General features: G+C 37.0%; 21 protein-coding genes. 11 read left to right on the forward strand and 10 right to left on the reverse strand.

What is annotated here, in order from left to right; translation table 11 throughout:
• The first annotated feature begins 134 nt into the window (after positions 1-134).
• Together cysZ and H4J57_RS03255 are read left to right on the forward strand one after the other, a co-directional pair.
• On the forward strand, positions 135-890 hold the full coding sequence (cysZ, locus tag H4J57_RS03250) for a sulfate transporter CysZ (protein WP_182241935.1): 756 nt from the start codon (positions 135-137) through the stop codon (positions 888-890).
• Between the two features lie 213 nt (positions 891-1,103).
• Positions 1,104-1,490, forward strand: a complete 387-nt coding sequence (locus H4J57_RS03255) for a hypothetical protein (RefSeq protein WP_182216312.1) — start codon at positions 1,104-1,106, stop codon at positions 1,488-1,490.
• 84 nt (positions 1,491-1,574) lie between these two features.
• Here H4J57_RS03255 and H4J57_RS03260 read toward each other — a convergent pair whose 3' ends face one another.
• Both H4J57_RS03260 and H4J57_RS03265 read right to left on the reverse strand, forming a co-directional pair.
• Positions 1,575-3,425: a M1 family metallopeptidase gene (locus tag H4J57_RS03260; protein ID WP_182216313.1), complete on the reverse strand. Its 1,851-nt coding sequence runs from the start codon at positions 3,423-3,425 to the stop codon at positions 1,575-1,577.
• Between the two features lie 101 nt (positions 3,426-3,526).
• On the reverse strand, positions 3,527-4,393 hold the full coding sequence (locus tag H4J57_RS03265; RefSeq protein ID WP_182216315.1) for an OmpA family protein: 867 nt from the start codon (positions 4,391-4,393) through the stop codon (positions 3,527-3,529).
• 183 nt (positions 4,394-4,576) lie between these two features.
• Here H4J57_RS03265 and rnt point away from each other — a divergent pair, with 183 nt between their 5' ends.
• Positions 4,577-5,287, forward strand: a complete 711-nt coding sequence (rnt, locus tag H4J57_RS03270; protein WP_182241936.1) for a ribonuclease T — start codon at positions 4,577-4,579, stop codon at positions 5,285-5,287.
• On the opposite strand, the gene H4J57_RS03275 is transcribed toward rnt, so the two are convergent.
• From H4J57_RS03275 to H4J57_RS03285, 3 genes are all read right to left on the reverse strand, one after another.
• Entirely contained in the window at positions 5,284-5,658 is a 375-nt protein-coding gene (locus H4J57_RS03275) for a hypothetical protein (RefSeq protein WP_182241937.1), read from the reverse strand. The genes rnt and H4J57_RS03275 overlap by 4 nt on opposite strands.
• A gap of 1,007 nt (positions 5,659-6,665) precedes the next feature.
• Positions 6,666-7,271, reverse strand: coding sequence for a peroxiredoxin (locus H4J57_RS03280; RefSeq protein WP_070376460.1), 606 nt, complete (start codon positions 7,269-7,271; stop codon positions 6,666-6,668).
• Between the two features lie 140 nt (positions 7,272-7,411).
• Positions 7,412-7,750, reverse strand: coding sequence for a Grx4 family monothiol glutaredoxin (locus H4J57_RS03285; protein ID WP_070376459.1), 339 nt, complete (start codon positions 7,748-7,750; stop codon positions 7,412-7,414).
• A gap of 311 nt (positions 7,751-8,061) precedes the next feature.
• On the opposite strand from H4J57_RS03285, the gene sodB reads away from it, so the two are divergent.
• The 4 genes from sodB to H4J57_RS03305 all read left to right on the forward strand — a co-directional run bounded on the left by sodB (position 8,062) and on the right by H4J57_RS03305 (position 13,783).
• On the forward strand, positions 8,062-8,643 hold the full coding sequence (gene sodB / locus H4J57_RS03290) for a superoxide dismutase [Fe] (protein ID WP_070376458.1): 582 nt from the start codon (positions 8,062-8,064) through the stop codon (positions 8,641-8,643).
• 362 nt (positions 8,644-9,005) lie between these two features.
• Positions 9,006-10,940 carry a PrkA family serine protein kinase gene (locus H4J57_RS03295; RefSeq protein WP_182216320.1) on the forward strand — a complete coding sequence of 645 codons (1,935 nt, stop codon included), beginning with the start codon at positions 9,006-9,008 and terminating at the stop codon, positions 10,938-10,940.
• A 45-nt stretch (positions 10,941-10,985) separates the two neighbouring features.
• Positions 10,986-12,263 carry a YeaH/YhbH family protein gene (locus tag H4J57_RS03300; protein ID WP_182241938.1) on the forward strand — a complete coding sequence of 426 codons (1,278 nt, stop codon included), beginning with the start codon at positions 10,986-10,988 and terminating at the stop codon, positions 12,261-12,263.
• Between the two features lie 26 nt (positions 12,264-12,289).
• Positions 12,290-13,783 carry a SpoVR family protein gene (locus tag H4J57_RS03305; protein WP_182241939.1) on the forward strand — a complete coding sequence of 498 codons (1,494 nt, stop codon included), beginning with the start codon at positions 12,290-12,292 and terminating at the stop codon, positions 13,781-13,783.
• A gap of 61 nt (positions 13,784-13,844) precedes the next feature.
• Here H4J57_RS03305 and fadR read toward each other — a convergent pair whose 3' ends face one another.
• A complete protein-coding gene (fadR, locus tag H4J57_RS03310; RefSeq protein ID WP_182216326.1) occupies positions 13,845-14,555 on the reverse strand; it encodes a fatty acid metabolism transcriptional regulator FadR in 711 nt (236 codons plus the stop codon).
• Between the two features lie 816 nt (positions 14,556-15,371).
• Here fadR and nhaB point away from each other — a divergent pair.
• From nhaB to H4J57_RS03325, 3 genes are all read left to right on the forward strand, one after another.
• Entirely contained in the window at positions 15,372-16,946 is a 1,575-nt protein-coding gene (gene nhaB, locus H4J57_RS03315) for a sodium/proton antiporter NhaB (RefSeq protein ID WP_182241940.1), read from the forward strand.
• Between the two features lie 251 nt (positions 16,947-17,197).
• The gene (gene dsbB, locus H4J57_RS03320) at positions 17,198-17,716 is read left to right on the forward strand and encodes a disulfide bond formation protein DsbB (protein ID WP_182241941.1); all 519 of its coding nucleotides are present in this window, start codon (positions 17,198-17,200) and stop codon (positions 17,714-17,716) included.
• A gap of 148 nt (positions 17,717-17,864) precedes the next feature.
• Entirely contained in the window at positions 17,865-18,581 is a 717-nt protein-coding gene (locus H4J57_RS03325; protein WP_182241942.1) for a ZIP family metal transporter, read from the forward strand.
• 93 nt (positions 18,582-18,674) lie between these two features.
• Here the strand turns inward: H4J57_RS03325 and H4J57_RS03330 are convergent, their stop codons facing one another.
• From H4J57_RS03330 to H4J57_RS03340, 3 genes are all read right to left on the reverse strand, one after another.
• Positions 18,675-20,051 (reverse strand): DASS family sodium-coupled anion symporter, encoded by a 1,377-nt coding sequence (locus H4J57_RS03330; protein ID WP_182216333.1) that lies wholly within the window; start codon positions 20,049-20,051, stop codon positions 18,675-18,677.
• 45 nt (positions 20,052-20,096) lie between these two features.
• Positions 20,097-21,110 carry a beta-N-acetylhexosaminidase gene (gene nagZ, locus H4J57_RS03335; protein WP_182241943.1) on the reverse strand — a complete coding sequence of 338 codons (1,014 nt, stop codon included), beginning with the start codon at positions 21,108-21,110 and terminating at the stop codon, positions 20,097-20,099.
• A gap of 161 nt (positions 21,111-21,271) precedes the next feature.
• The gene (locus tag H4J57_RS03340; RefSeq protein ID WP_070376448.1) at positions 21,272-21,892 is read right to left on the reverse strand and encodes a TetR/AcrR family transcriptional regulator; all 621 of its coding nucleotides are present in this window, start codon (positions 21,890-21,892) and stop codon (positions 21,272-21,274) included.
• A gap of 741 nt (positions 21,893-22,633) precedes the next feature.
• On the opposite strand from H4J57_RS03340, the gene H4J57_RS03345 reads away from it, so the two are divergent.
• Positions 22,634-24,475, forward strand: coding sequence for a M2 family metallopeptidase (locus H4J57_RS03345; RefSeq protein ID WP_182241944.1), 1,842 nt, complete (start codon positions 22,634-22,636; stop codon positions 24,473-24,475).
• An 89-nt stretch (positions 24,476-24,564) separates the two neighbouring features.
• Here the strand turns inward: H4J57_RS03345 and H4J57_RS03350 are convergent, their stop codons facing one another.
• Positions 24,565-25,287, reverse strand: a complete 723-nt coding sequence (locus tag H4J57_RS03350; RefSeq protein WP_182241945.1) for a hypothetical protein — start codon at positions 25,285-25,287, stop codon at positions 24,565-24,567.
• Between the last annotated feature and the right edge of the window lie 9 nt (positions 25,288-25,296).

A 25,296-nucleotide genomic window follows, 5' to 3' on the forward strand; every position in this document is an offset into this window, starting at 1 on the left:
TTATACTTTGATAATACTCAGCAATAAAATTTTACCAGAGTTATCTATATTTTGTAACATGAAACATCTGTTCAATTTATCAATTTATTTTATAATCACAGTTAAAGAAAGCATGTAAGGATAAAAATCAGCCAATGAATACAATTATTAATCAACCGTTAGCTAACAGTGGTGCCGGATATTTTATTAAGGGCTTTGAATTAATCAGAGAAAAAGGTATTCGCCGTTTTGTGTTTATACCCCTACTGGTTAATTTAGTATTATTTAGTGTCGCCTTTTATGGTCTATTTTTGGAACTTGATACCTATATGACTATGCTCGATAACTGGCTTCCTGATTGGCTGTCTTGGTTAAGTGCTTTCTTATGGCCAGTCGCTTTATTATTTTTGTTAGTGATGTTTTCTTTTATATTTAGCTCAGTCGCCAACTGGATTGCCGCACCTTTTAATGGTTTGCTATCAGAAAAGATGGAATTATTGCTCTGTGGTAAAACAATACCACCCGCTTCAACCCTCGATGTTATAAAAGATGTACCACGAACGTTATCAAGGGAATGGTGTAAATTACGTTACTATTTACCGCGCGCTATTGGTTTTTTTATTCTTTATTGGATACTGCCGGTTATAGGACAAATATTTTGGTTTTTATTTTTAGCTTGGATGATGGCCGTTCAATATAAAGACTATCCTTTTGATAATCATAAAATTGACTTTAATGAAATGCGTTACGCACTCAAACAAAAGCAAGGATTAAGTTATAGCTTTGGTATCACAACGGCAGTATTTTCAATGGTCCCTATTATTAATCTAGTGGTCATGCCTGTCGCTATATGTGGTGCAACCGCGCTATGGGTTGATCATTACAGAAATGACTTTGTTGATACCGAATGAACTCTCGAGATGATTTTGTTGACCGTTCATGTTAATTAATTATTAATCAGTTAGTTAGCGTTATTTATACGATTAGGTACTTATTACCGCTATTATTATTTGTTATTTAAACAATGCCTTATATAGCGGTAATGATTAGATTATTAACAATATTCTTGATAATTACCTAGCAACACACTAGATTTAGCTAAGCCCGTTAAAGGATCAAATATTATGTTTAACCTAAGTACCGTAAATTTATCAAGTCGATTAGCTTGTTCCTTGAAAACACTATTAGTCGCTTTTATGTTGATAAACGTCAACCTTGCTATCGCAGAAGAAACAGCAATGGTGACCATACCGGCCATGAGTGATGCGCGAGTTTTTGCTGAATTTACCGATGAGACACCTGCGGTTATAAACTATTTTACAAGAAGTACCGAAGAGGAAGTTATCCAGTTTTATCAAAAAGAATATGGGCAAGCGTTAAACCAAGAAAGGAAACGTGGCCGTTTAACGCTAAACTTTAACCAAAAACAACATAGCATCCGAGTTGTTATTTCACAGCAAAACAAGCTACGACAAGTTGATGTGATCGTTGAAGAAAACAGCAATAAATAATATAAACATCAAAAAATCACATAAAAAAACGCCACGTTAATAAATGTTAACGTGGCGTTTTTATTTTATCATTTTAGTTGAATGTTATTTAGCTTTTAAGACACCGTCAATAGTGCCTTGCGCTAAACCATGATAACCAGGACGCGCTTTTTCATAGACATTAAGTGCCCAAGCTTTACCTGCAGGTGTCTCAGCTAACGCTTTATAAAGCGGTACAATTAACTTACGACGACCGATAGCAATTAGATATTTTGACATCGCAGGGTAAACAGTATCGTAACCTGTTCTTAATGCTAATAAGTACCAAGCATGTGCAATTTCAGCATTAGTACTGGCGGTAAGGTTAAACGCTTTATCGAGTGCACTCATCCGCTCAGTCGGTAATGTTACCGGTAGGTTATTAATAAAATGCAGCCATTCATGCAAGGTCCATGCTTTAGTTGGTAATTGCGCTAACGTTATTTTATCACTTAACAGACTATTAATTTGACCGTCGATAGTGGTAAATGCACTTGATGTAGGCTGCGGCGCATAACTAGGTAGTCCTTGTTCATAAATCCATTCATTAACTTCTTTATCGCTGACAATATTTGGATATTTATCAGTAAGATTTTTTTTCAAATAAATAACAAAATTGGCAGTACCTAAACTTTCAAAGGCATGGCTGTTGAAGTAATCTAAAATAAAAGTATCAAATTTATCTCGACCAAATTTAGCCTCTAAAAACATTAAAAACAACTGACCTTTCACATACGGAACACCTGAGAATGCGTCATCAGGATCACGTCCTTTAAGGTCGATATAAAGTTGAGTATCACCCGGCGCTAATTCAGCAATTTCATAATTTAAACTTTGTGCACCAAGCGCTTGTTCCATAACAGCTCGGTCTTCACCAAATACCGCTTCCATAATACGATTTTCAACATAACTGGTAAAACCTTCGTTTAACCATAAGTCACGCCAACTTTCATTCGTCACTAAGTTACCCGACCAAGAATGAGCGAGTTCATGAGCAATTAAATTGACTAAGCTTTTATCACCAGCAATAACTGTTGGGGTAATAAAAGACAAACGTGGGTTTTCCATACCACCAAAAGGAAAACTAGGCGGTAATATCAGTAAGTCATAACGTCCCCAACGATAAGGACCAAAGATTTTTTCTGACTCATCAATCATCGCTTGTGTATCGTCAAACTCACTAACCGCTGCATCTAAAATGCTGGCTTCAGCATAAATACCCGTTTGCTTGCTCATCGCTTTAAATTCTAAATCGCCGACACTAATTGCAATTAAATATGGAGGGATTGCTTGCGGCATACTAAAAAAGTAATCGCCGTCACGAGCGGTATTAGGTTCGTTATTAGCACTCATTACCGCTAATAAATTATCAGGCGTAGTAATACGAGCGGTATAAGTTACGCGAACACTAGGTGTGTCTTGCACAGGTATCCATGAACGTGCGTGAATCGCTTGATTTTGACTAAATAGGAAAGGATACTTTTTCCCTGCCGTTTGTTCAGCTGACAACCATTGCAAACCTGATGCTTTTTCAGTTGATTGGTAATAAACACGAATTTTTTGTGCTTTAAAAGTATTGTTTATGGTGAGTTTTGAACCTAACACGTTATCACGATTAGCCAGTGTGAAACTTACCCCACGCCATTGTCCTGCTTCAGTTTGAGCCATTACACGGTCAATGATTAAATCTCGGGTATCGAGAATAATCGGCTGCGAAGTTTTACTTAACCACTCTAACGATAATTCTGCAAAACCAGCGAGTGATTTTTCATCAAAATTAACCGCTAGATCTAAATAGATGTGGGTTGTTTTTACTTGGTCGTAATTAGCATAGGTGTATGCGTCATTGGTTTTTGCCAAACTTGTAAAGCTCGATAAAACCAATAGTGCAAATAAAGACTTAAACAATGGTCGCATTATGGAAGATCCAATAAAAAAATAGGCTGATAGATTAAGATAACCTACCAGCCTATTCAACTGATTCTTTATAAAATAATTTTTTTGCAGTACATTCGTCTTTACGGTTGTTCCATTCTAATAACAACACGTCTGTTTTGTGCACGACCAATAACGGTATTGTTAGCAGCAATGTGACGCTTTTCGCCATAACCTTTTGCTTCAATTCGACTGGGGTCAATACCACTCTTAACAAAATGCTCTCGAATCGTGTTTGCTCGGCGGTTTGATATTTTCAAGTTATCATTTCTGCCACCATAACTGTCAGTATAACCGTCAATAAGCACCAACTCTAAGTTTTGATCTAAAGCAAGGTACTCTGCGATCATCGTTAAACGCTTTTTAGATGATTTCGTTAAGCTATCACCACCAAATTGATAATTTAATACCGTATAAGAAATATCATCAAAATTGTAATTAAGTAAGTTACTGACACAACCAATAAATTCTTGATAGGCACGGTTAAACTTAGCCGTTGATATACCAACAGAAATAAGATCGTTGTCGCTATACCAATCGTTATAGTAAAACGTTGGGTTCATGCCCTGCTCTAATTCATTAAGCATATTCCAAGCAACCTTTTTCGGTAGACTTGGCGCAAACTGCTTATGAAGTTTCATATTGGCAAGAGTTCGACCATTTTTTCCAGGGCGCCAATTAGGCGCAACAGAACGAACCTCTGCTAATGAATAAGTATCAGGTAAACGCATCATATCGAGTTCAAATTCCATATTCATTTTACGGTTTGCCGTACTGTAGAATTTTGCTTCACCATAATTAGGTATTTGGTGTGATAAGGTGCACTCTAGCCTTGAGTTATTAGTTAACTGCCAATTAGCGTGTTCTAAGTCAGCACCATACTGACGAATACCAGCATTAGCTTGGCTAACAAATACGCATAATAATAATGTGATGATAGTTTTTTTCATAAAATATTTATCTTTTATCCTGCCACGTATCTGTTATCGACCCAATATTCTATAACTTTAGCAGTTATCAGCAATATTTTCATAACTTTAAAGCTTCATCATAGCGTTCGCATAGAGTTTACATTTTTTTTCTGCGATAATTTACTCCTTGAAATTGAATGCTAACTTAAAAAAGATGTAAACATGAGTATAAATCCTGATACTAAAAATAAGAGTTCTGCTGATAAAAATATTAAAAGTGCTTTTGCACAGCGCTTTAGAGGTTATTTCCCAGTAGTCATCGATGTTGAAACAGCAGGTTTCAATTCACAAACTGATGCTTTACTGGAAATAGCAGCGACAACTTTATCGCTAGATGAAAGTACAGGTCAATTCTCTCTTGATGAAACAATTCACTTTAACGTAGAACCTTTTGAAGGCGCCAATTTAGAGCAAGCGGCATTAGAGTTCACCGGCATAGACCCAACAAACCCATTACGTGGTGCTGTTGATGAACACAAAGCGTTAACAGAGATTTTTAAGTTAATTAGAAAAAAGATGAAAATTGCCGGCTGCCAGCGTGCCGTTATGGTTGCTCATAATTCCGCTTTTGATTTGGGATTTGTCAATGCAGCCGTAGAACGTTGTTTGATAAAGCGATCACCCTTTCATCCTTTTGTTAGCTTTGATACCACAACATTATCTGGTTTAGCGCTTGGACAAACTGTTCTTGCAAAAGCCTGTTTAGCGGCAGGGTTAGACTTCAATAATAGTGAAGCTCATTCGGCATTATACGATACCGAAAAAACCGCTGAACTTTTTTGTTTTATCGTTAATAAATGGCAAAAAATGGGTGGTTGGCCCCTAGCAATAGTCGATGAAGAACAACAGAGTGATACACCGGCAAGCGATTAAAATAATTTAGCTGAGCTACTGCGGTTATTATGTCGACACAATAGATTTCTAACCGCTAAAACAATCAAAGTGAATGCAAAAAATTGAAAGAGTGGATTTTTGGTGACCATCAGGGTAAATACCCCAATAGCGTTGTAAATATAGGGTAAATATTCATAGAAGAGTTCAGGTATTTTATTTTTTATACCGAGTTTTTTTTGTTTATCGAGTCTTCGACAAGCCGAGCGAGTAACTAATGTAACACAAGCAGCACTATAAAATAGCGCCGCAGAAATAAGCATAGGCCATGTCATATTAAAGGTAAGTAAATAACCACTTACAATAAAATACGCGAACGGTAAGTTCTCATAAAGCGTCTTAGGTACAAACAAAACGATTCCAGAAATCAATAAGGTGATAAATTAAGTGTAGGTTGATTTTCAACTTTTGATTGGCTTAATTTTAAACACTGTCACTTTCTATTATTTACCCTCTCAATGAAGCCACCGTCGTACTGATATTAAAATACAACGAGGAAAGACACCGTCATCCTGAACTTTTTCAGGATCTAGTGCTTAGATACTGAAATAAATTCAGCATGACGATCTCAAGAGCCAGTTCTTAAATACGTAAATACAACCCACAAAGACACCGTCATCCTGAACTTGTTTCAGGATCTCGTTGTTGACAAAACAAAAAACAGATACTGAAATAAATTCAGCATGACGATCTTAAGGGCCAGTACTTTATATACGTTGATACTTAAATACTGAAATACAACTCACAAAGACACCGTCATCCTGAACTTGTTTCAGGATCTCGTTGTTGACAAAACAAAAAACAGATACTGAAATAAATTCAGCATGACGATCTTAAGGGCCAGTATTTATATACGTAAATACAATTCACAAAGACACCGTCATCCTGAACTTGTTTCAGGATCTAGTGCTTTAGATACTGAAATAAATTCAGTATGACGATCTCAAGAGCCTGTATTTATATACTTAAGTACTGAAATACTACTCACAAAGACACCGTCATCCTGAACTTGTTTCAGGATCTCGTTGTTGACAAAACAAAAACAGATACTGAAATACAACTCGCAAAGACACCGTCATCCTGAACTTGTTTCAGGATCTCGTTGTTGACAAAACAAAAACAGATACTGAAATACAACTCGCAAAGACACTGTCATCCTGAACTTGTTTCAGGATCTCGTTGTTGACAAAAAAAAATAGATACTGAAATAAATTCAGCATGACGGGATTGAACATCGTCACTCTTTGCCATCCTTGGCACCGTGACATACCGTTCTTCCTGAACATAAAAAAACCGCAATTAAGCGGTTTTTTATTACTTTTAATAATTACATCGGCTAACTAAAGCCTAAGCTATAATATTAAAGCTTGTCAGCATTGTTAGCTAAGTAAGATGCAACGCCTTCAGGAGAAGCAGTCATACCTTTATCACCTTTGTTCCAGCCAGCTGGACAAACTTCGCCGTGCTCTTGGTGGAATTGTAATGCGTCAACCATACGGATCATTTCGTCAACGTCACGACCTAATGGTAAATCGTTAATCACTTGATGACGTACATTGCCTTCTTCATCAATTAAGAAAGAACCACGAAATGCAACACCCGCTTCAGGATGTTCAACATCGTACGCTTTACAGATTTCATGCTTTGTATCAGCAACTAAAGTATATTGTACTGGGCCAATACCGCCTTCGTTTACTGGAGTGTTACGCCATGCGTTATGAGAAAATTGTGAATCGATAGAAACACCAATAACTTCAACACCACGGCTTTTGAATTCTTCCATACGGTGATCAAAAGCTAATAACTCAGACGGACAAACAAAAGTAAAATCTAGAGGGTAGAAAAACACTACGGCTTTTTTACCTTTAATTGCTGTCGATAACGTAAAGCTATCAACAATTTCGCCACTACCTAAAACTGCTGCTGCAGTAAAATCTGGTGCTGCACGGCCAACTAATACACTCATTCTATTCTCCAATATTTTTATTAAATTGATTTAAATCATAAAACTGACGTACATCTATTATTGAGACGATAAGGTGATTTTCAACTTATTTTCATCTTTTTTAATAAAAAATTTAACTAACGTCAGTTTCAAAAATGATACTAAGCTTTTTCTTCAGAATTATTTTTTTCTGCAGCTTCTTTGATCAAGGTTTGTAATTCACCTTGTTGGAACATTTCCATAATAATGTCACAACCACCGACTAATTCACCGTCAACCCATAATTGTGGGAATGTTGGCCAATCAGCATACTTTGGTAATTCGGCACGAATATCAGGATTTTGTAAAATATCAACATAAGCAAATTTTTCACCACACTGCATTAGTGCTTGTGATGCTTGTGAAGAAAAGCCACAGCTAGGCAATTTAGGAGAACCTTTCATATAAAGCAAAATAGTGTTTTCAGAAAGTTGTTCTTTGATACGTTCAATAGTTTCCATGGGATACCTCTAATTACGACCGAAAAAACCTCGATCTTTACAATATAAAATTTAATGTTTATTACTTTGATTAATGGAGTCTGACACTAAAATAATCAAGGTAATAAAGACTAAAAAGCACTTATTTAGTAGAATAAACAATAACAGGCTTGATATTTACACTGGCAAAACCTATATAAATGGGTACACTAGTCAGGCTTTAATAATACTTGACTAGTTTACTAGGTTTTAACTGGTTTTTAAATAAAAGCACACAACTTCTTTATTTTTGCGCAAAAATAAATTTGTATAACCCATTTCTGGAGAAACTAATGGCTATTGAATTACCCGCATTACCCTATGCACAAGATGCACTTGTACCACATATTTCAGCTGAAACACTTGAGTTTCACTACGGTAAGCATCACAACACTTATGTTGTAAAGCTTAATGGATTAATTGAAGGTACTGATTTTGAAGGCAAGTCTTTAGAAGACATCGTGAAGACTTCATCAGCAGGAATTTTCAATAATGCAGCACAAATTTGGAATCACACATTCTACTGGAACAGCTTAAGCCCTAACGGCGGCGGTGAACCAACAGGCGCTTTAGCTGATGCAATCAATGCAAGCTTTGGTTCTTTCGCTGAATTTAAAACAAAATTTACTGAAAGTGCAATCAACAACTTTGGTTCAAGCTGGACATGGTTAGTGAAAAAAGCAGATGGTAGCCTTGCTATCGTTAACACTTCAAATGCTGCAACACCATTAACTGATGAGAGCGTTACACCGTTATTAACAGTAGATTTATGGGAACATGCTTACTACATTGATTACCGTAATCTTCGTCCAAGCTACATGGCTGGTTTTTGGGCATTAGCTAACTGGGATTTTGCTGCGGCAAACTTCGCTTAATTTATATTCATTAAAGATTAATTTATTAACCTTTAAGTAAGAATTTTATTGAAAACCAGAGTACCTACTCTGGTTTTTTTATGCTTAAAATTCAATAAAAGTGTCCTTTTTCTTTTTAATTCAATATAAAAGATTTTTATATTTTCCTCTTTGCTTACAAAAAAAATCTCTAATTATTCTCAACCTTAAAAAATACCGTCTAGACTTAATGGTAGACATACTCGTTTCAATGCAAAGTTTAGTGTCTTGTTGGGGCGAATATCGATAGTTTCTCGGTCTTATTTGAATGAGTTAAACAATATCGACTTTGTACTACGGTAAGTTTTTACTCATCTGCAAATTTTTTCCTTATGGAGGCAGTTATGAGTATTTTTCAGCATTATCAATCACGTTACGATGAAGCTAAAGAAGAGAACTTTAGTATTCAAGCATTTTTAGCTATTTGTCAAAAAGACAAACTTGCTTACGCCACCGCTTCTGAGCGCTTATTGAAGGCCATTGGCGAGCCTGAAATGATAGACACCTCAAATGAACCTACCTTAAGCCGTATATTTTCTAATCGGGTAATTGCTCGCTATCCTGCCTTTAAGGAATTTTATGGCATGGAAGAAGCTATAGAGCAGATTGTTGCCTACCTTAAGCATGCTTCACAAGGACTCGAAGAACAGAAACAAATACTCTATTTATTAGGTCCTGTGGGTGGAGGAAAATCATCATTAGCTGAAAAATTAAAAGCATTAATGCAGCAAGAGCCTATCTATGTGCTCAGTGCTAATGGCATAAGAAGCCCGGTAAATGACCACCCTTTTTGTTTATTCGACGCAAATGCAGATGGTAAGATATTAAAAAAAGAATATAAAATACCAGAACGTTATTTAAAGACCATTATGTCGCCTTGGGTGGCTAAAAGGCTGCATGAATATCAAGGTGATATTGCAAAATTTGAGGTGGTTAAGTTATATCCTTCAATTCTTGATCAAATAGCCATTGCAAAAACAGAGCCTGGCGACGATAACAATCAAGATATTTCAGCCCTGGTTGGTAAAGTTGATATTCGACAGTTAGAGCACTTTTCACAAAATGATCCTGATGCCTATAGCTATTCAGGCGCATTGTGTCGAGCGAATCAAGGCATGATGGAATTTGTTGAAATGTTCAAAGCCCCCATTAAAGTATTGCATCCGTTGTTAACAGCAACACAAGAAGGTAACTATAATCCAACAGAAGGATTATCAGCCCTGCCCTTTAATGGCATTTTGCTTGCGCATTCTAATGAGTCAGAATGGCAAACCTTTAGAAATAACAAAAACAACGAAGCCTTTTTGGACCGCGTTTATATGGTCAAAGTCCCTTACTGCATGCGTGTTTCTGAAGAAGTAAAAATTTATAAAAAATTACTCGAAAACAGTGAATTAAAAAATGCACATTGTGCGCCAGATACGTTAGAAACCTTAGCGCAGTTTTCTGTACTATCACGTTTAAAAGATCCCGAGAACTCTAGTATTTATTCTAAAATGCGCGTTTATGACGGCGAAAGCTTAAAAGACACCGACCCAAAAGCTAAGTCGTATCAAGAATACCGTGATTATGCGGGCATGGATGAAGGTATGTCTGGGCTATCAACACGTTTTGCTTTTAAAATATTATCACGCGTTTTTAATTTTGATCATTTAGAAGTTGCCGCAAATCCAGTACATTTATTTTATGTACTCGAGCAACAAATTGAACGAGAGCAATTACCCCAAGAAACAGCCGAGCGATATTTAGAGTTCATTAAAGGTTACTTGTCAGCTCAATACATAGAATTTATTGGCAAGGAAATTCAGACGGCTTATTTAGAGTCTTATTCTGAATATGGACAAAATATCTTTGATCGCTATGTCACTTATGCTGATTTTTGGATACAAGACCAAGAGTATCGCGATGCTGAAACTGGACAGCTTTTCGACCGAGAAGCCTTAAATAATGAATTAGAAAAAGTAGAAAAGCCTGCTGGCATTAGTAACCCTAAAGATTTTCGTAATGAAATTGTCAATTTTGTATTACGTGCTAAAGCCAATAACAACGGTAAGAACCCCAACTGGACAAGTTACGAAAAACTGCGCACGGTTATTGAGAAAAAAATGTTCTCGAATACTGAAGATTTATTACCCGTTATTTCGTTTAACACTAAAACATCGAATGACGACCAGCAAAAACATGACGATTTTATAGAACGCATGATGAGTAAAGGTTATACAAAAAAACAAGTGCGGTTACTGTCAGAGTGGTATTTACGGGTAAGAAAGTCTTCTTAACTTGTACTTTATTGTTTTAAAAAGCCAATAAAGTAGGAGGACAATATGGCGAATTTTATTGATAGACGCTTAAATAGCAAAAACAAAAGCACGGTTAATCGCCAGCGCTTTATTAAACGCTATAAAAGCCAAATAAAGAAATCCGTTGAACAAGCGATTAATAAACGCAGTGTTACTGATGTTGATCGTGGTGAGGACATTACCATCACCAAAAAAGATTTATCTGAACCTGTTTTTCACCAGGGCAAAGGGGGGGTTAAAGATAGAGTTCACCCGGGTAATGACCAATTTTCAACCGGCGATAAAATCAAACGCCCTCCACAACAGCAAGGACAAGGTAGCGGTAAAGGTGATGCCAGTAACACTGGTGAGGGAGATGATGATTTTATTTTTTCTATTTCTAAAGATGAATATTTGAACTTACTTTTTGAAGATCTTGAGTTGCCAAATTTAGAAAAGAACCAATTGGATACGTTAATTGATTATAAAACTGTTCGATCGGGTTATTGTGCTGAAGGCGTCCCCTCAAATATAGATATTGTAAAGTCGCTACAGGGATCAATAGCAAGACGTATTGCCATGACATCAACCAAGCGTAAAGAGTTAAAAGTCCTTGAACTCGCCTTAGCGGCATTAATGGCTGATAAACATGATCATGTCCAAAAAATTAAAGACCTAAACAATCAGATCGACATGCTTAAAGGTAAAATCAGTAAAGTCCCTTTTATTGACACCTTTGATTTACGTTTTAGAAACTATGCAAAACAAGCCCTACCTACATCAAAGGCGGTGATGTTCTGTTTAATGGATGTTTCTGGCTCTATGGACCAAGCCACTAAAGATATTGCCAAACGATTTTATCTCTTATTGTATTTGTTTCTCACCCGCACCTATAAAACGATTGATGTGGTCTATATTCGACACCACACGCAAGCAAAAGAGGTTGATGAAGAAGAGTTTTTTTATTCGCAAGAAACTGGCGGCACTATTGCTTCAAGTGCATTAGATTTAATGATTAAAATAATGGATGAGCGTTATAAGGAAAGCGAATGGAATATTTACGCCGCACAGGCCTCTGATGGAGATAACTGGGCCGATGACTCTCCTCGTTGTCAAAAATTACTCACAGAGCATATTCTACCTAAAGCACGCTACTTTAGTTACATTGAAATATCACAACGACCTCATCAAACACTTTGGCAGCAATATCAAGAAATTGCAGCATATACAGAACATTTTGCAATACAACATATTAAAAGCGTTGAAGATATTTATCCTGTTTTTAGAAAGCTTTTCAAGAAAAATCAGAGTAAAGCAGCCTAAGTTAATAATGGCAAAGGAGGCAAATAATGAACAAACGTAACCCCTTAAGTGACCAGTGTGACTGGAACTTTGATTTACTTGATCAATATCAAACTGAAATTGCACGGGTTGCAAAGCATTATCGATTGGAGACTTACGCCAACCAAATTGAAGTGATCACCGCAGAGCAAATGATGGATGCTTACGCTAGTGTCGGTATGCCTATTGGATATAACCATTGGACATTTGGTAAAAAATTTATTCAAACAGAGCAAAACTATAAACGTGGTCAAATGGGATTAGCCTACGAAATTGTTATCAATTCTGATCCTTGTATTTCATATTTAATGGAAGAGAATTCTATGACCATGCAAGCACTCGTTATGGCACATGCTTGTTACGGACATAATTCTTTTTTTAAAGGTAATTATTTATTCCAAACCTGGACTGATGCGAGCTCAATAATTGACTACTTATTGTTTGCTAAAAACTACATTAGCGAATGTGAACAAAAATTTGGCATTAGTGAGGTTGAATCATGCTTAGATGCTTGTCATGCATTAATGAATCACGGTGTTGACCGCTATAAACGTCCACAAAAGATATCATTAGAGGAAGAGTTACAACGTCAAAAGGACCGTGAAGCATATTTACAATCGCAGGTGAATACATTATGGCGAACATTACCCAAAAACAAAGATGATGCTAAGGATAAGAAACCGACATTTCCAAATGAACCGCAAGAAAACATTTTATATTTCATTGAAAAATATGCGCCCTTACTAAAACCATGGCAAAGAGAAATTGTACGCATTGTTCGAAAAATCTCGCAATACTTTTATCCGCAAAAACAAACACAAGTCATGAACGAGGGCTGGGCCTGCTTTTGGCATTACACACTGCTAAACCATTTATATGATGAAGGCTTAGTTACCGATAAGTTCATGATGGAATTTTTACATAACCATACCAATGTTGTCGCTCAACCCAATTACAACAGTCCTCATTATTCTGGTATTAATCCTTATGCGTTAGGCTTTAATATGTTTATAGATATTAGAAGAATATGTGAACACCCAACAGAAGAAGATAAACGATGGTTTCCAGAAATAGCCAATAGTAATTGGTTAGATACTTTACATTTTGCCATGAAAAATTTCAAAGATGAAAGCTTCATTAGTCAATATTTATCACCAAAACTAATGCGCGATTTCAAGTTATTTTATTTACACGATGATGAAAAAGAAAATTTTATTGACGTGGCGGCTATTCACAATGAAAGTGGCTACAAAAAAGTAAGAAGCGCGTTATCTGAACAGTATAATTTGAGTAATCTAGAGGTTAATATTCAGGTAACAAATGCTGATGTTGATGGTGACCGATCGCTAACATTGAAATATACACCACACCAAAATGTTCCGCTAGACGATTCAAAAGATGAAGTGATGAAACATTTATATACCTTATGGCAATTTGACGTGCGGTTAGTACAGAACAATGAAGAGGGGGATGAAGAAGTTATTGCACAATATCCAGAATGAGAGAGCAGTGAAGATAATTAAAAGGCAAGTTAACCCTTGCCTTTTAATCACTATAGATAATTTATTCAGATAGCTCTTTTAATACGTCATCTTTAAGTTCTAGCCAAAGCTTACCTGACTCGATACCATATTTACGTACGGCAAATATAGACTCATCAAACTTATCTTCGCTAGCTAATTCAATTAATTTCTTATAATAGACTCGAGATATCTCACGACCTTTAGGATGAGAAAAATATAAAGTACCTAGACGAGAATATAAGCCTCTAAAGCCATTTAAGATTAATAAATAGATAGAATTTCCAGAGGCAACCACCAACTCTTTATTTAATCGATAATCAAACTCGGCAAAGGCTTCTCCGTTATCTTCTACATCTTCATAAGCTTTAATGAGCTCAATCACCTTTTCAGCATTATTTTTAATCGCGCCACGAATATAAATGGCGCTAATATTTGTCCGAGCTGACATTAAATTGTCAACCAGATCAGGTATGCCTTCTTGATCGAGTTGAGCCAAGGTTTCAAGAATATTTAAACTAGAGGTTTCCCAAAAGTTATTCACTTTGGTGGGTTTACCGTGCTTAATAGTCAACCAGCCATCTCGTGCTAAGCGCTGTAAAACTTCACGTAATGTTGTACGCGTAACGCCAATGAGTTCAGATAACTCTCGTTCAGCCGGAAGTATAGAACCGGGGGGGAAACCACCGTTCCAAATAGACTCAACAATATATTGCTCTGCAAACCCTGCTGGGCTATGTGCTTTGATAACCATACTGCTCCACACAATATCTTAATCTTAAAATTTTAACTGATTGTACCAGAACATCTATTTGGCACAAGCGGATAAATTCGACGTTACTGTCAACGTTGGTCACTTATGTGGATACTCAGTGGCAACCTCACACTATATTTTGTGAAAAACAACAGAGTTAATCCCTGTTTATTAGCGGCTGTAGAGAGATAAGCCTTTAATTTAAGAATAATAAATAATTTTATTTGTAGATAAAGTCAGTAAGTCAAAATGCAATTTACTATTTTATTTTTAAGTCAATACTGAACTAGCGTCTAAAAAACTATTAATATTTAAAGCTAATGCCTGATAAGAAGCGATGAGTTAAGTCACGAAAGCCCCCCTAATAAATTTTTATCTTATTAAAGTACTTATTATGCATAAACATCGATTAACTCAATAATTTAGCAATATTAACATGCTATATTCTGCGAAATAGCATGGAAAATCTAGAATTAGCTTGCTCATTGTGAATTTATAGCTCAATCGATGGTGTTTAACGCGGGGCTAAAGTGTGTATTTATAAAGGCAATATTTAATTTAATACTGCAGAGTCGAAGCATTTCAAGCAAAACGGCAATTCAATAAATATCACTGCGGCTAAGTTATTAAATAATATAAAGGACTCATGCCTTATATTCTCAGAAGAAAAGGCCACGATTACGCTATAAAGATAGATTATTTACAAGCTTTTCAATGGTACTTAAACTACTATGCATTTTTTATCAAAATAACAGAAACAAGATCCATTCAAGGCGAGACACAATTCGTCATATACTTAAAATAAACAGGTCAATTATGCAACAATCCTTCATGAGTGCATTTTATAAAAACTTTCTTGGCAACTCGCCTGAGTGGTACAAGCTGGCAATTATCTCATTCTTAGTGATTAACCCTATCCTCTTTTTCTATGTTGACCCCTATATTGCAGGTTGGGCATTAGTCATAGAGTTTATATTCACTTTAGCAATGGCATTAAAATGTTACCCGCTGCAACCCGGCGGTTTATTAACGATTGAAGCTATTGCCATAGGGATGACTTCACCCGCTCATGTAAAACATGAATTAATGATTAACTTCGAAGTACTTCTGCTGCTGATTTTTATGGTTGCTGGAATATATTTCATGAAGAGTTTGTTGCTCTTTTTGTTCACGAAAATAGTCACTAAGATCCGTTCAAAAATAGTGGTGTCATTATTATTCTGTTTTTCAGGGGCATTTTTATCAGCCTTTTTAGATGCATTAACCGTCATTGCGGTAATAATCAGCGTTGGCCTAGGTTTTTATTCTGTCTATCATAAAGCTGCCTCTATAGGTGAAGACCATCCCCATGACAATCCCGATGATGATGATATAAAAAGCGATTTACAAAGCTTTAGAGGATATTTACGTAACCTATTGATGCACGCGGGTGTTGGTACAGCTTTAGGTGGTGTATGTACTATCGTGGGCGAACCACAAAATTTGATTATTGGTCAGCAAGCCGGTTGGGATTTCATTGAATTCACCATTCGGATGTCACCCGTTACTATTCCTGTATTTGTTTCAGGTTTAATCACATGTGCTTTATTAGAAAAGTTCAAATGGTTTGGTTATGGTTTTGCCCTGCCAGAAAATGTTTATCAAATATTACGTGACTTCGACATTGAAGAAAGTAAAAAACGCAATAAAAGTGATAATGTAAAATTAGTCGTGCAAGGATTAATCGCCGTTTGGTTGATTGTTGGTTTAGCATTACATTTAGCGCCAGTTGGCTTAATTGGTTTATCCGTTATTATACTTGCAACCGTTTTCACAGGTGTAACTGAAGAACATCAAATTGGTCATGCTTTTGAAGAAGCATTACCTTTTACCGCGCTATTAGTGGTGTTTTTGTCCATCGTTGCCGTTATTGTTGACCAACAATTATTTACGCCCGTCATCACTTGGGTATTAACTTTTGAAGGTAACATGCAATTAGTCATGTTTTATTTAGCTAATGGCCTATTATCTATGGTCAGTGACAACGTATTTGTTGGCACGGTATACATTACTGAAATTGAAAAAGCACTTTCTTCAGGAATAATAAGCCGTGACCAATTTGATTTACTTGCTGTTGCTATTAACACAGGCACTAACTTGCCGAGTGTTGCTACGCCAAATGGCCAAGCTGCGTTTTTATTCCTATTAACTTCAGCGCTTGCTCCCTTAGTTAGATTGTCATATGGTCGTATGGTTATTATGGCTTTCCCTTATACTATCGTATTGACCATTATTGGTTTACTTGCTATTTCTTCAGGTCATTTGGAGCAATCGACACAAGATTTTTATGACTCGGGTTTAATTCAGCATCACATGACTGAAGGTGGGGCTTCATCTTCACAAGAACACTAAAGTTAACATCTAGTAGTTTTACTGTTAACTTGTATCAATAAAGCGCCCTTATGGCGCTTTATTTATACTAATGATACAAGTCATTTTTGTGCAAAAAACTAAGTGCTAGCAACTATCACGCTAATGTCACTATCACATCAATTTAAGTATCAATATGTGATGATGCCTATAGTTAACTAGATAACAATCTAAAATAACAATCTAAAATAACAATCTAAAATAACAACATTGAACATGATTAAGGAAAACTTTTGAAATTTTTAAGTGATTTATCAGTAAACACTCGCGCTTGGCAATTACTTAGCCTAACCGTTTTTGGTTTAGAATTATCGGCTCTTTATTTTCAATACGTAATGGGCTTAGCTCCTTGTATTATGTGTATTTACCAACGTACAGCACTATGGGGAATATTCTTTGCTGGCATAGTTGGCAGCATGGGCAATAAAAATACTCTCTTACGCTCAGTCGCATTGACACTCTGGGGTGTTAGCGCTATATGGGGGTTATTGATTGCCATTGAGCACGTTGAAATTCAATCAGCTACATTATCATTTCTCTATAGTTGTGAGTTTGTACCTAACTTCCCAAGTTGGGCCCCTTTACACGAATGGTTACCTTCTTTGTTTGAAGCAACAGGAGATTGTGGTGACATAAATTGGCAATTCTTCGGTTATACTATGCCACAAATGATGATTGTTGTTTTTGGTGGTTTTACTGCTGCGCTAGTGGTAATTGTATTAGCTCAACTGATCAATAAAAAATCACTGTGATCATTTAAAATGTCGATTTACTCGCTGCTTTTAATAAAGGGTCACAGAACACAGTAGTCAAATTATAAGGCCTTTAATGGCCTAACTAATCTCATTGTATTAAACAATAGCCTCACAATGGGGCACTTACTGCTTAAGTGATAAAATCATGTCTATATTACTCACTGTTATCGTATCAACATTTCTTGCTGGTTTGGCTATGCCACTTGGTGCTGCCCTTGCCTGCTTCGAAAAGATTGGCAATGACTGGCTTGAACAAGAGCTCAGACATAGCGTTATGGCTTTTGGTGGCGGAGCGCTGTTGTCGGCAGTTGCCTTAGTATTAGTACCTGAAGGAATGGAAAATCTTGATATATTACCCGCATGCATTTGGTTTATTGTTGGCGGGCTTAGCTTTATGGCACTAGATATTTATCTAAAAAAAATAGATACACCTGCCAGTCAACTAGCAGCAATGCTTGCTGATTTCATTCCAGAATCAATAGCACTTGGAGCAGCATTCGCAACAGGAAGTAGTAGTGCATATTTGCTAGCTGGTTTAATTGCCTTACAAAACTTACCTGAAGGATTTAGCGCTTATCGTGAGTTAAGTGCATCTTCAAGTTATAAACCGCAAAAAATTATCATGGTCTTTGCTTTAATGGCAATACTTGGGCCTATCGCCGCAGTTTCTGGCTATTTATGGCTATCTGAGTCCCCCAAGATTATTGGCGCGGTTATGCTTTTCGCTTCAGGCGGAATTCTTTATTCAATATTTCAAGATTTGGCACCACAAGTAAAACTAGAAAATCATTGGGCTCCACCGATGGGCGCTGTGTTAGGCTTTACTCTCGGCATGTTGGGGCTAATGTTAACGGCAACATAAATCATAATGGCGTTATAATAGAAGCATAATTTGCCATTACATTTATGCTAGGTAATTAAGATAAAGGGGCTAAAATTTAGCCCCTTACTTTTGTTATAACAAAAATAAATAGCAAACAATTGCGATTAAACAAGACAAGATAAAACTTAATATTGCCCCTTCTTTCACCATATCTTTAATTTCAAGTTCACCGGTACCATAAGCAATTGCATTAGGCGCAGTAGCAACAGGCAGCATAAAAGCGCAACTCGCGCACATAGCGGCGGGCACCATTAATACCATAGGATCGTAACCAGCAGAGGTGGCAACGACAGCCAAAATAGGCATAAGTAAGGTTGCTGTCGCGGTGTTACTGGTAATTTCTGTGAGGTAAGTAACCACTAAACAAATTGTCAGTATCATCACAATTACCGGTAAATTAGCCAACGAAGACAGCCATTCGCCTAGTATCTGGCTTAAACCTGATTCAACAAACCCTTTAGCAATGGCAATACCGCCAGCAAATAACAGCAACATTCCCCAGGGTATTGATTTAGCAGTGTCCCAATCAAGCAGGCGCGAGCCCTTACCATTAGGGATTAAAAACATTAACACCACGGCAAATAAAGCGACGGTGCTGTCACCCGCAATTTGAACATTTAATAGGTCACTCCAGCCACCAAAGGGCTCTGAGCGAGTGATCCATGCGAGTGCTGTAAGGCCAAAAACCCACAGTGTTCTTTTTTCTTCACTTCGCCATTCGCCTTGCGCGGGTAACTTTATTTCATGGTCGAGTTTTACCTTTCTTGTTAGCCAGAATGCCATAATAGGTAAAGCGATTAACACTATCGGGACGCCTATTTTCATCCATGATAAAAACCCAAATTCTCGGCCTGTATTTTCTTCATATATGCCCATAAAAATAACATTGGGTGGCGTACCAATCGGGGTACCAATACCGCCAACCGACGCAGCATAGGCAATACCTAAAATTAAAGCGACTTTAAGTTCTTTGTTATCTACATGAGTAAGTATAGCTAATGCAATCGGCAGCATAATTAACGTCGTTGCGGTATTTGAAATCCACATACTTAATAAAGCAGACGCTAACATAAAACCAAAGACTAATCGCCGCCCACTTGATACGCCAACTAACTTAACCATGTAAACAGCAAGTCTTTGGTGTGCTCCACTTTTCTCTATCGCTTTAGAGAGCATAAATGCCCCCATTAACAATAAAATAACGTGACTACCTAATGATGAAGCTACTGTTTTATGATCAACAACCCCCAATAATGGCAGCAAAGCGAAAGGGACTAAAGATGTAGCAGGAATGGGGATCGCTTCACTAACCCACCAAATAACGGTGAGTAATGTTATTGCCGCCGCAGTTGCGGGTTTTTCTGCTAAGCCTAACCAAAGTAGCAAAAAGTAAAAACCAAAGGCTAGTGCGGGTGCTAAGACAATAAAACTTTGTTTAGTTAACTTCATTTAACTCTCTATTTTTATTATTTTTAAGAGGACGACAAAATTATTTTATAAGTATTCGGCTAATGCTTGTCGAGCATGTTGCCAATGAGTATTCGCCTTTAACTCACTGAGCCCACTCGTAGACGTTTTCAATAAACGTAATAAGCGCTGATTACTTTTTTCATCAATAGTGATATTGGCATGGTCAATGACATCTATACAGCTATCTCGGTTATTACACAGTAATAGCATGTCGCAACCTGCTTGTTGGGCTGCTTCAGCACGTTCAACATAACCACCAACACATGCAGCACCTTCCATCGATAAATCATCACTGAAAATAACGCCACTAAAACCAAGTTGCTTACGCAAAATATCTTTGAGCCAGTAAGGAGAAAAACCGACAGCTTCGCGGTCAACGTCAGGGAAAATAACGTGGGCAGGCATTAATGCATCGACCTTATTGCGATTAATTAACGTTTTAAAAGGTAACATATCAACAGCGAATATTTCATCACGTGAACGAGAGTCAATAGGTAAAGCAAGGTGAGAATCAGCTTCAACACTGCCATGACCAGGAAAATGCTTACCCGTAGCTTTCATACCAACCAAATGTAAGCCATCGACAAAAGCACTAGCGAGTTGACAAACAATTTCTGGATTTTTATGAAAAGCTCTATCACCAATAACAGCACTAATATCGTTAATATCAAGAATAGGTGCAAAACTGATATCAATACCGACGGCTTGAACTTCTAATGCCATTAATATTGCACTTTGTTTAGCCAGCTCTTGCGCCACACTAATATTTTCTTCGGCAAAGTGCCAAATCTTACCCATTGCCGGAATAAGAGAGAAGCCATCACGAAATCGCTGAACTCGACCACCTTCATGGTCAACGGCAATAATCAATGGCTTTTTAGCGGCACGGCGGATATCAGCAGTCAATTCTGCTATTTGTTCAGGGGATTCATAATTACGAGTAAATAAAATTAACCCGCCAACAAGAGGATGTTGCAGAAGCTCTTTGTCTTCTGCCGTTAAAGATGTGCCAAGCACATCTAGCATAATAGGACCCATATACACACTTTGAAGATGATAAGTTTTTGATGTTGCTACTTTACCTAAATCAATAGTAATTACAAAGGCTGATATTGATATATAACGGTGATACCTGAAAATTATCGCTGACAGATTGAAGTATCACGGATATATCATATAAAAATGATAAAAGAGTAAGATTAAAGTAAAGGAGCAGCAACACCTGCGGCGACATAAGGGATAACTTGTTTAATCACGCCGGCAATGTCCATATTACGATCAAAATCACTTTTAGCGATATCAATTAAAGCATCACTCGAAGACATGGTAAAAACCACTGTGCCCATAGTGAAGTGCAAACGCCAAAACATTTCTTCAGCAGTAAGCTCTGGATAAGCTTTTTGCACCGCTTTAACAAAGTTATTAATAACGCCTGGGTATTGTGTCGTTAAGAACCAACGCAAAAAGCCTTGGCTATCGCTATAACCTCGTCCTAATAATTGTAAAAAATTACTGGTACCATTTTCTTTAAATTCATTTAATGATAACAAGGGTTCAATAAAAGCTGAAAACACTTCAAGTAAGGTTAAATCATCTTGTTCGCATATATTCACTAGCGATAATTCTAAACGAGGTGAAAGCTCGTTCATATAACGAGACATTACTGATTTTATTAACTCTTTTTTAGAGCCAAAATGGTAATTTACTGCGGCTAAATTAACTTCTGCTTGGCTAGTAATTTCTCTTAATGATGTACCATTAAAACCTTGCGTTGCGAATAATTTTTCTGCTGCATCTAAAATTTTGTTTTTTGTACTCATGTGCCAACGGTACCTCTTACCTGCGCCCTAAATGAAAATATTCATCATTAATTAAGCCTAGTTTAAACAAGCGTTTGAAATAACGCAACAATGAATATACAAATCAATAAATTTACATTTAAATTCAACAAGATAGCCTTTGTTTTGGTATGACCACCTCCTCTATTACCTATTCACAGCCAGATGAATATGGCAACGATCACAATACAGACCAAACGTTGTTATATTCGTAAAAAACGCAACGTAGACCTTTACGCTTTATTGAAGAGAATATTGAAGCGTACAAAGTACTGGAGATGACGATCAGTTCAGTCCAAGAATAAAAGTTAAGCCCTAGCATTAAATTCTACGTTTATAAGCCTAATTTAACCTTAATCACATTCGCTAAGGTTAAGTTTTACACACTGAAAGTAAAGAGCATAATATGGCGATATAAAGCACTCAACGTAAAAGTGTTTAGTGCTTTTTATCGAAACAACTAAAACGTTTAGATACGTTGATACTTCCCTACTGGTTTATCTGATTTAATCTACATCGGTTATCTTTAATCTCGACTTTTATTTAACGTTAATCGCGTTAACGTTTGCCCGTTAATTACCTAGTAAGATAATGTTCAAACTTACTTAATCACAGAGTATTGTAAAAGTTTGATCAGTTTTTGCGGTCAAAGCTTTAAGCTGACTAGACAATTTTATATACTGGCGATTCATTATCTATTAATAATAAAAATATAAGACTGTTATGATAAAACTATTCAAACAAACAAGCGTAGCCTTGTGTGTATTGGCCTCACTTACTGCATGTAATGATGAAAATTCTACACAAACTGAACAAGCACAAACGCAAGTAGCTCCAGCATTAACAGCAAAAGATGCGAATGTATTTCTTAACGCTACCGAAAAAGAATTAATCGCTCTAGGTATTGAGGGGAGCCGTGCCGAATGGATTTATTCAAATTTTATTACCGATGATACAGCCGCCCTATCTGCGGCAGCAAACCAAAAATCAACAGAAGCTGGCGTTCGTTTCGCTATGGCAGCGGCTAAATTTGACGATGTCGATGTTACAGAGACACAACGTAGAAAATTAAATACCTTAAAGCAAAGCTTAGTTATGCCAGCGCCACAAGATTCTGAAAAGTCAGCTGAACTGGCAAAAATTGGCTCTGAACTTGGCGGCATGTACGGTAAAGGAACATACACGACCCAAGCTGGAAAAAAATTAAGCTTGGGTGAAATGACTTCGACGATGGCAACATCACGTGATTACGACGAATTGCTAGAAATGTGGCAAGGCTGGCGAACAATTAGTCCAGAGATGAAACCTTTATTTGTTCGTCAATCTGAATTAGGCAATGAGGGTGCACAAGGGCTAGGCTACAAAGACTTAGGCGCCATGTGGCGTTCAAACTACGATATGCCTGCTGACGATTTCGCTAAAGAACTTGACCGTTTATGGGGACAAGTAAAGCCCTTGTACGATGACCTTCACTGCTATGTTCGCAGCGAACTAGGCAAAACCTATGGAGAAGATAAGGTAGCACAAGACCAACCTATTCCCGCTCATTTGTTGGGTAATATGTGGGCACAATCATGGGGGAATATCTATGAGTTAGTTGCTCCTGAAAATGCAGATCCAGGTTATGATGTTACCGAGCAGTTAGCTGCAAATAACTATGACGAAATTAAAATGGTTGCAGGGGCTGAAACCTTTTTTACATCTTTAGGGTTCGATGCATTACCTGAAACATTCTGGACGCGATCATTATTTACTAAACCAGCAGACCGCGATGTTGTTTGTCATGCTTCCGCTTGGGATCTTGATGCAAAAGATGATATTCGCATTAAAATGTGTATTCAAAAAACCGGCGAAGAGTTCAACGTTATTCACCACGAACTTGGTCATAATTTCTATCAGCGCGCTTACCAAGATCAACCCGTTTATTTTCAAAATAGTGCCAACGATGGTTTTCATGAAGCGATTGGTGACACCATTGCACTTTCAGTAACACCTAAATACTTGAAAGAAATTGGCTTAATCGACACTATCCCTGACGAATCAAAAGATATTGGTTTATTAATGAAAATGGCGTTAGAGAAAATAGCCTTCATCCCCTTCGGCTTAATGGTTGATCAATGGCGTTGGAAAGTCTATTCAGGAGAAATTACACCAGAGAATTACAATACAGCTTGGTGGGAATTACGTCAAAAGTATCAAGGCATTGCTGCACCCGTAGCTCGTGAAGTTGATGCATTTGACCCCGGTGCGAAATACCATGTGCCTGGTGGCGTACCTTACAGTCGATATTTCTTAGCGCATATTCAACAATTTGAGTTTCATAAAGCGCTTTGTGAAATATCAGGTAATACCGATCCCATTCATCGCTGTTCAATTTACAACTCTAAGGCTGCCGGTAAAGCACTTAATACCATGTTAGAAATGGGCTCTAGTCAGCCTTGGCAAGAAGCTTATAAAGTGTTGACTGGGAGTAAACAAATGGACGCAACCGCAGTACTCGATTACTTTGCTCCTTTACAAGTCTGGTTAAAAGAGAAGAACAAAGGCAAGCAATGTGGTTTCTAATCTTTTAATGCCATTATAATTTTTTATGACAAAAGCCTGATAATTGACTTATCAGGCTTTTTTATTGGGGAGAATGGGAACTAAAATAATTACTTAAAGTATTGGATGACTTCATAGGTAACATTTAACAACGTCGCTTGCTTGATTTTTATTTCAGCGCCTTTGAAATTAAATAGGATATGCGCACCTTCTTTATTTTCTATAGAAAAATCTTGGCTAAAAGTCGCTTTAGCCATGTTTGCTGAGTATTCAGCATAGTTAAAGTTAATTTTACCGTTTGATAATCCTTTATAAGAGAGTGTTTTTCTGAAATAGCCTTTCTCAGGGGTCTTACTGTTATCGCTAAAAATATTATAAGGGATATTTAAAGTAACACTTTCATCGCCAGCAAAAGTTCCCAATTCAAAATACCCATCTTTGTTTTCATCAAATAAACAAAATTTAACCAAACCATCATCATATTCAGCGTCATTAAAACAAGCGGCATTGCCCCCTGAGCGACTCATGCCTAACAGGGTGGTTTTTCCTTTGCTTAATCCTGGGTGTTCATCGTAAATAAATTTAATATGAGTAAGTAAACTAACAGACTGCGTTTTTTTTTCTAAGTAGCTACCTGACACTTTAGTTAATAAGTTATCACCTATGTCTACTGTAAATTCATCGGCTAACTCAGGGCTGTTTTTTTTAGCATTAACCACTATCGCGTCACTAGACAAGTTCTGATAAACAGGTAAAGAAGAACAAGCACTCACTATTACACTACCAGCAACCCAACAAACAACAGGTAAAAAACGCCTCTTTATTCTATTCATCCATAACCC

Source organism: Colwellia sp. BRX8-7, assembly GCF_014077275.1.
Taxonomy (GTDB): domain Bacteria; phylum Pseudomonadota; class Gammaproteobacteria; order Enterobacterales; family Alteromonadaceae; genus Colwellia_A.

Coding starts and splice junctions, on each gene's coding strand:
- cysZ (WP_182241935.1), top strand. CDS start 135: ATGAATACAATTATTAATCAACCGTTAGCTAACAGTGGTGCCGGATAT.
- H4J57_RS03255 (WP_182216312.1), top strand. CDS start 1,104: ATGTTTAACCTAAGTACCGTAAATTTATCAAGTCGATTAGCTTGTTCC.
- H4J57_RS03260 (WP_182216313.1), bottom strand. CDS start 3,425: ATGCGACCATTGTTTAAGTCTTTATTTGCACTATTGGTTTTATCGAGC.
- H4J57_RS03265 (WP_182216315.1), bottom strand. CDS start 4,393: ATGAAAAAAACTATCATCACATTATTATTATGCGTATTTGTTAGCCAA.
- rnt (WP_182241936.1), top strand. CDS start 4,577: ATGAGTATAAATCCTGATACTAAAAATAAGAGTTCTGCTGATAAAAAT.
- H4J57_RS03280 (WP_070376460.1), bottom strand. CDS start 7,271: ATGAGTGTATTAGTTGGCCGTGCAGCACCAGATTTTACTGCAGCAGCA.
- H4J57_RS03285 (WP_070376459.1), bottom strand. CDS start 7,750: ATGGAAACTATTGAACGTATCAAAGAACAACTTTCTGAAAACACTATT.
- sodB (WP_070376458.1), top strand. CDS start 8,062: ATGGCTATTGAATTACCCGCATTACCCTATGCACAAGATGCACTTGTA.
- H4J57_RS03295 (WP_182216320.1), top strand. CDS start 9,006: ATGAGTATTTTTCAGCATTATCAATCACGTTACGATGAAGCTAAAGAA.
- H4J57_RS03300 (WP_182241938.1), top strand. CDS start 10,986: ATGGCGAATTTTATTGATAGACGCTTAAATAGCAAAAACAAAAGCACG.
- H4J57_RS03305 (WP_182241939.1), top strand. CDS start 12,290: ATGAACAAACGTAACCCCTTAAGTGACCAGTGTGACTGGAACTTTGAT.
- fadR (WP_182216326.1), bottom strand. CDS start 14,555: ATGGTTATCAAAGCACATAGCCCAGCAGGGTTTGCAGAGCAATATATT.
- nhaB (WP_182241940.1), top strand. CDS start 15,372: ATGCAACAATCCTTCATGAGTGCATTTTATAAAAACTTTCTTGGCAAC.
- H4J57_RS03325 (WP_182241942.1), top strand. CDS start 17,865: ATGTCTATATTACTCACTGTTATCGTATCAACATTTCTTGCTGGTTTG.
- H4J57_RS03330 (WP_182216333.1), bottom strand. CDS start 20,051: ATGAAGTTAACTAAACAAAGTTTTATTGTCTTAGCACCCGCACTAGCC.
- nagZ (WP_182241943.1), bottom strand. CDS start 21,110: ATGGGTCCTATTATGCTAGATGTGCTTGGCACATCTTTAACGGCAGAA.
- H4J57_RS03340 (WP_070376448.1), bottom strand. CDS start 21,892: ATGAGTACAAAAAACAAAATTTTAGATGCAGCAGAAAAATTATTCGCA.
- H4J57_RS03345 (WP_182241944.1), top strand. CDS start 22,634: ATGATAAAACTATTCAAACAAACAAGCGTAGCCTTGTGTGTATTGGCC.
- H4J57_RS03350 (WP_182241945.1), bottom strand. CDS start 25,287: ATGAATAGAATAAAGAGGCGTTTTTTACCTGTTGTTTGTTGGGTTGCT.